Raw genomic sequence first — 12,520 nt, forward strand, 5'->3', positions numbered from 1 at the left:
TCTTAGCAAACAAGCGATTGAGAATAGAATTTCCTCTATTCAACAATCGCTTGTCTTTTAAATCTTCAAAATGTCTTGTCTGCATTTTTTTATCTCAAAGATAAAAAAAGTTGTGTCCAGACGGTAGGCTTATGTGCAGGCTTTTTATTTTATATGTTTCTGATTTTCTTCCATTCTGCTGTGTATATAAAAATTAGGGTACGTTTTTATATATACCCGATCGAGGTAGATTTGTAATCCATGCCCGCAAAGTATACCTTAACAGATTAAAAAAAGAAAATCTAGTTTCTATTAATATAGGAACGGGAACGGAAAAAATTTGATTGCTATCGTTGAGCATATCCGAGCGATCGTGGTTATATAAATTTTTAAATCTGTTTTATAAATGCTGCTAAATCATTCCATTCGTTAGGTTGATTATTTACATCAATAAAAGGTATCAATTCGTAAATTCTGTTCTCAATTGTGCTGTCAATTTCTATACCTAATTCAGTAACAATTTTTGTCAGAATAATTTCGACATCATCTTTATTACATATATGATCTATTAATCCTGTTTTAAATTGTTCTTTACAATAAATTCTATATGAATTTGAAAGGTTTGTTCCATTATAAACTTTAGAAATTTCTAGACTACTTTTTAAGTTTGCTTTTCTTGCATCAATTTGTCCTTGAACACTATTACAAAATAATATATCATTATCCATAAAAGCTGTTTTCTCCAATACATATTCTGCATATTTTTCATCTATAACATTATCAATTTCTGAAATTGTTTTAATAATTCCTTTCGAATGGGTATAAGTAGATAATATTTTCGATAAAGCGTTCTTATCCTTTAGAATTGAAGATTCAATTGTATATGTATTCCAAATGAATGTCGAAAGTCCAGTTTTTCTTTTCAGTGCTTCTTTCAAACTTCCCTTTTGAAGATCTGTAGTATAATCAGAATCAACGATAATAGAACATTTATTCCACAGCGCTGAAATATTGCCTATTCCGCTGAAAAAAACTTTGTAATGTTTAATTTTACTAATTAAATTATCAAGTCCATCAAATGCCCAAAAAACACAGTCAATATTGATATTATTGATTTCCATTATTTTTCTTATATAATCACTGTCGTCACATCCTTCAACAAAAAATATTTTGTCCGCCTCTAGAGCATTTAATATATCTAATGAAGTTTCCGCTCCAATTTTGTGCATTATATGAGAATGGTATGATGGCGATATACCTGATTTTTTTGCAGTTAATGTTTGATTGTATATTGGATGATATTCTGTTAGTGATTTACTTGAAACATCTTCTTCAATAAAAAATATATTTTTAGGATTTGTACTTCTTATGAGAGCTTCATTATGAGTTGTTATAAAAAATTGAATTTGGCTATTAGCTAACTCCTTGATAAGTCTTTTTTGTATGTCTCTATGAATATGGCTATCCGGTTCGTCTAAAAGAATTACGTTCAAATCTTTTTTGACTTCAAAAAGATGAAGCAAAATTTCCATAATTTGTATTGTTCCACTGCCAAGCAATGAAATGTTTTTATATCCTTTCTGTTTTATGCTGACCTCAATTGAAATATTTATATCGATTTGGATATCTCCAATAATTCTAAATTCAATAGAATTATTATCATTAAATACAATTTGAGATAACATTGTTTTGTAAATCTGAAATTCATTGGCTGACTGAAATAAATTAAACAGTCTATTTCTAAAAAAAAGGACCGATTGCCTAGTTTTAACCCCTTCTTTAATTTTCGGAGGTAATGAAAACTCCTCCATGGTTGGTAATGTTGCAATTGGGGAAGAAAAGAAACAGCCAATAGGATTCGGTAATAAATTAAAAATTCTATTAAATTTCTGAAAATCAAATCGATCATGCTCTTTTAAAACAATATTATAATTATTTCCAGTTACTGCATTTATAACGAAACCAATTTCAATTTTGTCAGTATTGTTTTCTACTATCGCTGATATTGTGATTTTGTTACTAGTCTTTAAATCATAAAAGATATCTTTATATCCCGAAGTTCTTACTGAATTAAACTTACGATAATCGAAATAATTACCGTTCTTATGAGAAAACCGAAAATCATTCTGACTTATTAAAAGTTTATTATTCCCTTTTTGTGCTTTTGATATTAGATAGCCAAAAAGCTCATTCCATAATGAGATTGCTTCTAGAATTGTAGTTTTGCCACTATTATTAATACCTGTTATTACATTTAAATCTTTTTCACAGTTTAATTTAAATTTTCGGTAGCCTCGAAAATTATCAATATAGAATGACTTTATATGCATCTTCATTATTTTCTTAAATAATTAATAGTTTAGGAATTAAATTTAAGGGCTTATTGAATAGACGTGACATTATAAATTATTCAGGAAATAATTCTAAGTTCCCTAATCCATTTTTTTCTGTCTTTCTAATATTTGATAGTAATAACTAAAAGGTTTATTATATTTAATAATTTGTCTTTTTGGTTTTTTATCTTTTATAATTTCTGGTTCTTCTACTTGTTTAAGTAATTTATAATACAACTTGCTTCTATTTCGATCTAGATGCTTTATCTGTATAATTGAATGTTTATTGAAATTCAGTAGTTTAAATCCATTTTTCCAACACATATCTGTTGAAACTTCATTAAAATTATCCATACCAATACGTCCAACGGACATGCCAATTAGCCTATTTATTGCTGATTCTGTTGCAGTTCCTTTTGACTTACGCATTCCATTTTCAATTGCATTTTTTATTTCTTTAATTACTGCCTTTTGTTTTTGCAATTCTTTTTCAAATGATCTTTTTCTGACTCTAATTTCGCCCAAGAAATTAATCTCATATCCAACAAAACCAATCCAAGGAAAGGAGTTTTCTCCTATTTCACCCCATTTGTATGGCCCTTTTGATTTTCCTTTCCAGAAAGGTTTATAATTTATTTCATTGTCTTTTATTTCCATTAATTCATTTTCGGATTTAAAATTATGAGGAAAGAGTTTTAATTCATTTAAAGCGTTCTCATATATTTCTTTTGCAGAAGTGCATTCTTGTAAATCCTCTGAAATGATAATCATATCATCACAAAATCTTTGGTATAAGAAAGTCTTACCACTTAAAAGAGTATCAGCGTAATTAAGATATATATTGGCAATTAGACCAGAAAGTGCTCCTCCCTGTGGAACGCCAACTCTTTCAATTGTTATATCTGAATAATGATCTGAAACAACATTACCTATCCAAGAGAATTCGCCTTTGGGAATTCTGTATGAATTCCAATATTTTATATCTGAGGATTTTGGAACATTTATATTAAATGCGAAACAATCTAAATAAGTTTCAAAAATGTGTATCGAATTATCAAGATTTAATTCAGGATAAAGGATTTTTGACTTTGTAATAAGGTCGGTAAATAATGATTTTACAATTTTATGATTTACTGTATCATAAAATTTTTTCATGTCGCATTCGGCAATGTATAAGTCAGTTCCCTTATTTGCATTTCTAAATTTGAGTATATCATTTATACAATCATGATGGGATAATATTATGTTTTCTGAGTTTTTTTTAGATCTGAAAGCAAAAGAACTATCTTGAAAATGTTCATCAAATAATTGAGTCAAAAATTTATTTGTAGCACTTAGAATTATTCTTTCTTTCAAACTAAATATGCATATTGGCCTACATTCATTGACTTCACCTTCATCTAATTTTTCTTTTAATTTTTCTTTTAATTTTGGAAAAATGACTGGTTTTGTAATGGAAAATGACTTATTTTTAGATAATTCTAAAGTTTCATAAATGAACTTTTGTAAATCTAAATACCATTGCTCCTTTAAATCTTTTTTACTATGAACTTTAATTGTCTTTAACAACGAATAAAAATTTTTATCGTTTGATGTTAAAAATTCATTTCTCGAATTGGATTTTCTTCTTGAATTTTCACCAAGGTTAATCCATTTTTTTCTTGGAGGTAAGATTGTTCTCAAAAACACCATTAAATCACACTGATATTGTTCAAAATCATTGTTGGGAGTTTTATTTGACTTTAAATGATAATTGTAATTAGAAGAGGAAGTTAATAGATGAAGTAAATGTTTTTTTGATTTACTTTTAGCAAGCTTCACACGAATTTTACAAATTTGTCTTAAGATCTCGTTTTCTGTAAAATAATTTTCAAATTGTCTCATACATTAAAAAAATGGGGTCTCCTGTAACGTGATTTCTCACGTATGACTATTGATACTGATACTGATACATATTTGTATTTAGTCTCTTTTAAACTCTCTGGCAGTGCTTTACCGTTAATGAGAAGTGATATTCGCGAATAGAAATTAATCCTCCACCTTCGGTACCCCATTTTTTTGTTTTTTTGTATGATAGCCTCTTTGGTTTGCTAAATAAACTATACTATTAAAATTTACATTTCCTTTTCTTGTTTCATAACAGTTGTTTAAAAAATTAGTACAACTTATTTCATTATATTTTGTCCCATCTAATACACTTAATTTTAAAAAGTAATTCAATCCGATATCATAAGTAAATGAATTAGCTATAGCCATTGCAACTTTACACCATTCACTGTATGAAAATGTGATACTCGATCCTTTTTTTGATAAATATCTTATAATATCGGTCATTATTTTTCTATTGAATTGATCATTTCTTTCATATGGATTATAAAGCTTGTCTTTTGTACTTACAATTTTTAATTCTGTCTCTTTATTACCCTTAGTTTTTGTCAAAACAATAAGATCATCACTTTTTACACTAAAGTTGGTAAATGTTTCTTTTATGATTAATTCTTCGTCATATGACATAAAACAAAGTCTAGTAATGTCACTACCACTTTTATCCAGTTCAATATTGTATTGTTCTAAAAAATGCTCTGATAGTTTTTTAAATGCACTTTTATGCAATCTATCTAAATCATTTTCATTTTCTTGGACTATATATTCAACTGAAACCAGACCTTTAAAACCTTTATTAGAAGGTGAACGCCAAAATGAAATTACATATTCATCATTTAAAAGTTGTTTATAATTTTCTATTAGCTGTTCTGAATTAAGCTTATCAATATCAATAACGATTAAAGAGTTGTATGTTTTTAATTTATTAAACGATCTGTTTAAATTAAAAGTTCCGCTAAAAGTCACTGCAGGCAACTGTTTCTTATAATTATCATAATATTCTTTATCACCTTCTTCAAGTTTTTTTCTTAATCGAAAGATTTGAACTTTATGTTTTTCTGATTTTATTTCATTTAAAATTATTTCAATTTTAGGCTCAATAGAAATTGCAGACCATGTATTTGCTTGATATGATACATTTAAGTCTAAAATTTCATTTATAGCCCTCATGATTTCCTAAAATTAGTTGATCTGTTTATGAAAATTATTTTTAACTAAATAATAAAACAAATATTGCAATTTAATTCTTATATCCATTACGTAAACCATAATTTTTTATAATATTTATTTTACACAAGTTTATTTGTTGCAAACTTTTAGTACTTACATGAGTATAAACCCACTATAACTGATCTGCAATCCTCTCCCACAAAGATTAGCAATTTTAGTTTTATAAAAAAAGCTACACGATTTATTTTCTTGCAGCTTTTTTTGTATGTTAATTTTATGGCTTATTACTGCGGGCATAGATTATAGCGTCAGTACACTTCGTTAGTGTATAAATCTGCCTGTCTTACTAAGAAACTTTTGTTCACCTATCCGAACGGTCGGGTTATTTTTTAAGATTGTCGAGTTACTTATGGAGATCCTTCCTTCGTCAGTATGACAATATTGTGTGAAACTGCCTATCTAAATCGATGTTTTTTGTTGGGATGAAAATTTTGAGAGGTATTGAGAAATGAATTTATTGAAAAAAAGTATTTTTAAATTAAAAAAAAATCTAAAATAGTCATAAAATACACTTAAAAGTGTATTTTTGTTTGCAAACAACTAGTAAAGTGAATATATTTGCTCTAGAAATATGGGATGATGAAGGTGCAAAGTGCACTTTTTACACCGTGAGATACGATGATCTTCAAACCAATGAGACTGATTTGTTTTTTGAGAAGTATGATGCTTTACCAGAATACAAACAAGCCAATCAGGAATTATTATCATTTGTAATATACGCAATCGGAGAGGATCATGGTGCAATTAATGAATTGTTTAACAGAAATGAAAACGAAGTAAAAGGATTGCCGGTTCAAGGTAAAGTGGTGCTCGATGAAATCACTTATCACTATCCAAATTTTCCGTTACGATTATACGCCTTAAAAATTACAAATAATATCGTTATACTTTTTAATGGAGGTGCCAAAGATGACCAAACAAATCAAAAAAGTTCACTACACTTAATCTGGAGAGCAGCATGCGAATTTGCTAAACGAATTCTCGAAGCTATTCGTGACGGAACAATTATTGTAGATAAAAAAAACAGAAAACTTACTAATTATGATGGTTCAGATGAAATCATCCTCTAAAAGCCCAAAATTATGAGAAGCAAAGTAGCCCAAAGAATTTTAGCAGAAACACCCGAAGAAACAAAAATCTTCACTAAGTTATACGCTGACATTGTGGTACGCGTAAATCAGCTATTAAAAGAAAAAGGATTTAGCCAAAAGGATTTGGCTGAAAAATTGGAAAAAAGACCTTCAGAAGTGAATAAATGGTTAGTAGGCGAACACAATTTCACTTTGCGTTCACTTGCAAAATTAGAAGCAGAATTGGGGGATACCATTATTACTGTTCCCCATAGAAAGCCTGTGTCTTCTTCGATAGGGGGTAAAAGACATATTACTGTTTACAAGAATGCACATGTTACCACCAAAGATGTATCCTTTACCCATGTGTGGAAAAAATCTAAGACCAAACCAAAAACACCATTAGCCAATGTCAGCTAATATTTTACACCCAGAAAAAATAGAAATTGTAGATTTCAAAATCATTAAAGGGCAAATCAATAGCCCTTTTGATTTTGAAAATGAAAAAGTTGCCGGCCATACTTTTAATGTTGATTTCGAATTGGGATTTAATCTTGAAGACAAATTGGTAAGAGCCGATTTTTCTGTACATGTCGAGACTAAAAGCGAAGAGGATACTATTGAAGAAGCAGTCGGAAATTTTAGTTTTGTTTATGTTTTTTATGTTGACAATATAGAGGAACTTACCACTCTGGAAAAGGATGGAGCTATTAGTATTCATCCTGCTTTAGGAAACGCATTGGCTTCTATAACATATTCAACATCGAGAGGGATTTTAATGACGCGCTTCCAAGGAACTGTTTTAAGTGATTTTATCCTGCCCGTTATCAATCCTAATGATTTATTAGAAAAAGGAAAGAAATAAAATCTGATAGCACACGACAGCGGATTTACACACGAACGAAGTGAACTGACGAAGTAATCCGTGCCCACAAAGACTAGTCATTTCAATTTCATAAAAAAAGCTACAGGAATTATTTTCTTGCAGCTTTTTTTTGTGTGTTAACTTTATAGCATATTGCTTGGTAAAGATTATAGATTAAGTTCACTTCGTTCGTGTATAAATCTGCTATCTTACTAAGAAACTTTTTTTTACATATCTAAACGATATCTTATTCTATGAGATCTCTATTATTAGTGACACTAGTGATTGTCAAACTCTCTGCGTTTGTAAAAGCTGTCATCATCACTGTCCTCATTATGACTAGAATCATTTTCGGGGTAGTAGGACTTCATTACACTTCGCTCATAATTTCTGTCAAAATTCTGCTGACTGTTAAATCGGTTCGTGTTTTTAAAAGTATGATATCCTATACTGTTAGCCATGACAATCTTCGTGTCTTTATTTATGCTCACCGATCCAATGGGTATGATAATATGGCTGTTTCCGTCTTTATAGATGAACTCCTTTCCATTGTCGTTCGCTATAGCATCATGCACCTCATTACTGCTGTCCTCTATCAATGCTTTGTCTACATTTACATCCAGATAGACAACCCGCTGCATGTCTTTATTAACCCACAGATTATCAATTTTGCCTATAGTCCGGTTATCAGCGTCCACTATTTTCCATCCTCTTACATCAGAATAATTTGAAGCAATCTTATAATCCGAAAGTTCATCCAATTTGTATAAATTTCTGTCTTTATTTTCCATAATTTCTTTTTTACTATTATATATTCATTTTCTGCTGCGTACAGCTGCGGGAAAATATAGATTGTATTTCCTCAATAGGTGAAATAACACAATTATCCTGCTGTTTATCTGTCACTTTCTAACGTACACTTGTACTGTTTTCGATTTCTACGTTACTTTCACTTTGAGTTTCGGTATTACTCAAAAGGATGAAGTATAAAAGTGCTGCGATTATCAGCCCTGCAGCAATCCACGGCCATACCGGTTTTTTTTTCTCAATTTTAATTTCTGCCATGACTTTTTTTTTTTGATTATAAAATAGTTTTAATCCAATACTAAAGGTACAAAGGAGACTAGACTAAGATGTATGTAATTTCAGCAAAAAGTTATATAATTCACACCAGACTAACCATTAAAATGCGAATGGGGAACACTGTAATAACACCCCCTCTGGTGCTCGTTTGCAACGAGTACCTACTTACTTGTGCAAAAGAAACAAAGCGTTTCCAATGCGGGTCTAATAAATAAATTACCCGATAGCGCAGAATTATTTCGTCAGTTCGTCCCGATACTTATCGGGACTCGGGTGCATTCTTTGCCCACAAAGAGTAATAATTTCAATTTTATAAAAAAGCTGCGGGAATTGTATTCTTGCCGCTTTTTTGTGTGTAAATTTTATGGGGTAGTGCGGCGGGCATGGATTAAACAGCCACACTGTCGGATTTAAACGTCAGAATAAATAGTACTAATTCGTATTCAGAAAAAACAGCAAACCTCCAAAATTATATGATTCTGAAGGTTTACTATATTTAGGAAGTTTATAATAATTTTAATCAATCATTATGCTATTAATTGCTTTATTCATAGCATCTTCTTTTAATCCCGGAACCTTCAATCCTTCTGCTCGAAATGCCGTAAGATCTGTCATTCCCAAGAATCCTAGAAAAGCCTTTAAATAAGGAACAACAAAGTCGTTCACTTGACCAGGACCTTCTGAGTATACACCGCCTGAGGCCATTGCAACGTATACCTTTTTTCCAGTAACCAAACCAATAGGCCGCCCATCTTCACCATATCCAAAGGTTATTCCAGGTCTTGTAATATAATCAATCCAAGTTTTTAATGCTGAATGGATGGTAAAGTTGTAGAGTGGGGCACCAATAACAATTATATCTGCTGCCAGTAATTGTTCCAGTAAATTATTGGAAAATGCAATCGATTCTTTTTCTTCCTCACTGAGATGATCGGCAGGAGTAAAAAGTTTGCGAAGTAATTCCGGATTAAGATGCGGCATGTTGAGATCCACCAGACTTAATTCTTCGAGTGTGCTATTGGGGTATTTTCTTTGAATTTTTTCGATAATTGCGTTACCCAGCCGAATACTATAGGATTCTTTGGGTTGAATGCTAGACATTAAATGAAGAATGTGTTTCATAACTACTATGATTTTAAAGTTTACTTTTTTATAACCTACTAATTGCGTAATTGAAAACAATTAGATTTACAGGTTTTATTCAAGGCAAAGTTACCCCTGTGGAGTATGCAAAACATAGCAGTTTCCTAAAGGAAACCAGTTACTTTTGGGAAAGTTTGTATCTTTACTTCCATGAAAACAATTGAAGAACAAGAACTTCTAACAAAGGACGAATGCGCTGGATCTCTTAGGAACATTATAGATGCGCTCTATGTTTTAAATGGAAAATGGAAGATCGCTTTAATTCTTAGTCTTATTCAATCTCCGAAACGTTTTAATGAAATAAAAAAAGAGATCGATGGAATATCACCAAAAATTTTAGCAAAGGAGCTCAAAGATTTAGAGTTGAATGATTTTATTAAGCGTACTGTATATCCAACGACGCCTGTTAGTATTATATATCACGCCACTGATTATAGCCAAACTTTAAAAAGTGTAATACATGAACTCAGTACTTGGGGAGCGTTGCATAGAGAGAAAGTCAAAGAGAGTATGAGAAAAAAATAGGGCAATTTGAATTATACCATTTACCAATAAAATAGGTCTCTTAAAATTTGCTGTGGCGTTTTGTAAAATGATAACGCTGATAGCGGATTTACTTCATCAGTTCGTCCCGATACTTATCGGGACTCGGGTGCATTCTTTGCCCACAAAGAGTAGTAATTTCAATTTTATAAAAAAAGCTACAGGAATTCTATTCTTGTTGCTTTTGTGTGTGTTAACTTTATGGTTTATTGTCGGCCCGATTTGGGTTTGCCAAATCTTCCAGATGCAAAACCAACTTCCTGTTAAGCCTATTGCCCAAATCCGCTGTAGGAGTCGTTAGCAGGTGTTTTTTTCTTTATAATATTCAATTATATGACTTATTTCAAAAACGGAATAATTTTGGTCATTTAAAGATACTTTTATTTTTTTATTGTTTTTAAGAACGATGAGTAATTTATAATAACTTGAAACATCATTTGGGTCTATTTCTTCTATCAAAGTTGAATCAATATCAGTCCATTTTATTAGTTTTCCATTACAAATCATGTGTGCTTTAGCTATAATCAATTTTGGATTTTGATTAATTATTTTTAAAAATGGTATTATCAAGATGATAACGCAAAAAATAATTGTTAGTGACTTATTTGGATATGATTCAATGTTTTTCAATAATAAAATGTCAATGATTATGAAAAAAAGCAAACCTTGAAAATTTATTTTGATTGAATTTTTTATAGTCACTTCTTCGCCATAAATTTTACTGTCAAATTCATTGTTTTTTTTGGTACTTTCAAATGATGAATTAGTAAAAATTTTTTTTAAAACTTCAATAAACTTTATCACTTGATTCTTTTTTAAGTTCATTTTTTTTGATTTTTTGATTGCAGTTGGTTAAGTGACTGCTAATGTGCGTATATATGAAACAAAAATTATCACCTGTCTTAATTTTGTTGGATTGATGCTACTTTGTTGGCTTTGTTGTTTTATCAAATATATAATTTAATTACCGACAACACTTATAAAAAAGTATATGGTTTTGTAGTTGTTTTCAAAAGTAAATCGTTTTGATTCAAGGATGCGACGGGAAACCGTAAAGGCTCCTTTAAAACCGAAAAGCTCTAGCCTTGATTGCTTCACCAGTTCGCTTAGCTCGTGTGCAGGGGCATCTCCCGATTAACAAAAACAAGGCTTTTTGGCCGTAGTTTTTGTTAATCGGGACTACAGTGGATAGCAGGAAATAGCTCCTGAATTATCTTAATCCTATTCTCTGTTTGCGGTAAATTGTAAACTGAATAGTTTTTTTGTACTTTTGCACTCCAATTAAAGGAATAAGAAAATGTTAGATAGACTTCAAATAGTAAAACAACGTTTCGATGAGATTTCGGATTTGATCATTCAACCGGATGTAATAGCCGATCAGAAACGTTATGTGCAATTGAATCAAGAGTATAAGAATTTAAAAGCTTTGGCAGAAAAGCGTGATGAATACGTGCTTTTGATGGCAAATATCGAGGAAGCAAACGAAATTATTGCTGACGGTAGTGATGCCGATATGACGGAGATGGCCAAAATGCAATTGGAAGAAGCCAAGGAAAGATTGCCGGAATTGGAGGATGAAATTAAGTTCATGCTGATTCCGAAAGATCCAGAAGATGCAAAGAATGTTATGGTGGAGATTCGCGCCGGTACAGGTGGGGACGAAGCGAGTATTTTTGCAGGAGATTTGTTCAGAATGTACACTAAATACTGTGAAGGTCAAGGATGGAGAACATCGGTTGTGGATATGAACGAAGGAACTTCGGGTGGTTTCAAAGAGGTAATTTTTGAAGTTACCGGAGAGGATGTTTACGGAACTTTGAAGTTTGAAGCAGGAGTTCACCGTGTGCAGCGTGTACCTCAAACAGAAACGCAAGGACGTGTGCATACATCTGCAGCGACAGTTATGGTGCTTCCGGAAGCAGAGGAATTTGATGTACAGATTGATATGAATGATGTACGTGTGGATTTCTTTTGTTCGTCAGGACCTGGTGGACAATCGGTAAATACTACGAAATCGGCTGTACGTTTGACGCACATTCCAACTGGATTGGTGGCGCAATGTCAGGACCAGAAATCACAGCATAAGAATAAAGACAAAGCTTTGGGCGTTTTGCGTTCTCGTTTGTACGAACAGGAATTGGCCAAAAAACAAGCAGAAGATGCAACCAAACGTACCTCTCAAGTAAGTTCAGGTGACCGTTCGGCTAAGATTCGTACGTATAATTATGCGCAAGGGCGTGTGACGGATCACCGTGTAGGTTTGACATTATATGATTTGGGAAATATCATGAATGGTGATATCCAGAAAATTGTTGATGAGCTAGCATTAGTAAACAACATGGAAAAACTTAAAGAAGCAAGTGAAGTTTTCTGATAAGATTTAATTAAAT

At 31.4% G+C, this 12,520-nt stretch carries 12 protein-coding genes; 5 read left to right on the top strand and 7 right to left on the bottom strand.

Translation table 11 applies throughout. The features are described 5' to 3' along the window. Window positions 1-368: 368 nt before the first annotated feature. The 3 genes from KZH69_RS05385 to KZH69_RS05395 form a co-directional block, all read right to left on the bottom strand. Window positions 369-2,309, bottom strand: a complete 1,941-nt coding sequence (locus tag KZH69_RS05385; RefSeq protein WP_219316428.1) for an ATP-dependent nuclease — start codon at window positions 2,307-2,309, stop codon at window positions 369-371. Window positions 2,310-2,411: 102 nt separating this feature from the next. Next, window positions 2,412-4,196, bottom strand: a complete 1,785-nt coding sequence (locus KZH69_RS05390; RefSeq protein ID WP_219316429.1) for a reverse transcriptase domain-containing protein — start codon at window positions 4,194-4,196, stop codon at window positions 2,412-2,414. A 144-nt stretch (window positions 4,197-4,340) separates the two neighbouring features. Further along, complete coding sequence (locus KZH69_RS05395; RefSeq protein WP_219316430.1) at window positions 4,341-5,366, bottom strand: BT4734/BF3469 family protein; 1,026 nt, start codon at window positions 5,364-5,366, stop codon at window positions 4,341-4,343. Between the two features lie 590 nt (window positions 5,367-5,956). Between KZH69_RS05395 and KZH69_RS05400 the strand changes: the two genes are divergently transcribed. From KZH69_RS05400 to KZH69_RS05410, 3 genes are read left to right on the top strand one after another with little or no spacing between them, the layout of a single operon-like run. Continuing rightward, the gene (locus tag KZH69_RS05400; RefSeq protein ID WP_219316431.1) at window positions 5,957-6,496 is read left to right on the top strand and encodes a hypothetical protein; all 540 of its coding nucleotides are present in this window, start codon (window positions 5,957-5,959) and stop codon (window positions 6,494-6,496) included. A 12-nt stretch (window positions 6,497-6,508) separates the two neighbouring features. After that, window positions 6,509-6,916, top strand: a complete 408-nt coding sequence (locus KZH69_RS05405; RefSeq protein WP_219316432.1) for a helix-turn-helix domain-containing protein — start codon at window positions 6,509-6,511, stop codon at window positions 6,914-6,916. Next, window positions 6,906-7,361, top strand: a complete 456-nt coding sequence (locus KZH69_RS05410) for a hypothetical protein (protein ID WP_219316433.1) — start codon at window positions 6,906-6,908, stop codon at window positions 7,359-7,361. Before KZH69_RS05405 ends, KZH69_RS05410 begins: the two co-directional genes overlap by 11 nt. 278 nt (window positions 7,362-7,639) lie before the next feature. On the opposite strand, the gene KZH69_RS05415 is transcribed toward KZH69_RS05410, so the two are convergent. The 3 genes from KZH69_RS05415 to KZH69_RS05425 form a co-directional block, all read right to left on the bottom strand. After that, window positions 7,640-8,152: a PRC-barrel domain-containing protein gene (locus KZH69_RS05415; RefSeq protein ID WP_111410770.1), complete on the bottom strand. Its 513-nt coding sequence runs from the start codon at window positions 8,150-8,152 to the stop codon at window positions 7,640-7,642. Between the two features lie 118 nt (window positions 8,153-8,270). Then, window positions 8,271-8,426, bottom strand: a complete 156-nt coding sequence (locus KZH69_RS05420; protein ID WP_165830446.1) for a hypothetical protein — start codon at window positions 8,424-8,426, stop codon at window positions 8,271-8,273. Between the two features lie 534 nt (window positions 8,427-8,960). After that, the gene (locus KZH69_RS05425) at window positions 8,961-9,566 is read right to left on the bottom strand and encodes an FMN-dependent NADH-azoreductase (protein WP_219316434.1); all 606 of its coding nucleotides are present in this window, start codon (window positions 9,564-9,566) and stop codon (window positions 8,961-8,963) included. A gap of 171 nt (window positions 9,567-9,737) precedes the next feature. Between KZH69_RS05425 and KZH69_RS05430 the strand changes: the two genes are divergently transcribed. Then, a complete protein-coding gene (locus KZH69_RS05430) occupies window positions 9,738-10,112 on the top strand; it encodes a winged helix-turn-helix transcriptional regulator (protein WP_219316435.1) in 375 nt (124 codons plus the stop codon). Window positions 10,113-10,427: 315 nt separating this feature from the next. On the opposite strand, the gene KZH69_RS05435 is transcribed toward KZH69_RS05430, so the two are convergent. Beyond that, a complete protein-coding gene (locus KZH69_RS05435) occupies window positions 10,428-10,955 on the bottom strand; it encodes a hypothetical protein (protein ID WP_219316436.1) in 528 nt (175 codons plus the stop codon). Window positions 10,956-11,427: 472 nt separating this feature from the next. On the opposite strand from KZH69_RS05435, the gene prfA reads away from it, so the two are divergent. After that, window positions 11,428-12,504, top strand: coding sequence for a peptide chain release factor 1 (gene prfA, locus KZH69_RS05440; protein ID WP_219316437.1), 1,077 nt, complete (start codon window positions 11,428-11,430; stop codon window positions 12,502-12,504). Window positions 12,505-12,520 lie beyond the last annotated feature (16 nt).

Source organism: Flavobacterium taihuense (assembly GCF_019351435.1).
Lineage (GTDB): Bacteria > Bacteroidota > Bacteroidia > Flavobacteriales > Flavobacteriaceae > Flavobacterium > Flavobacterium taihuense.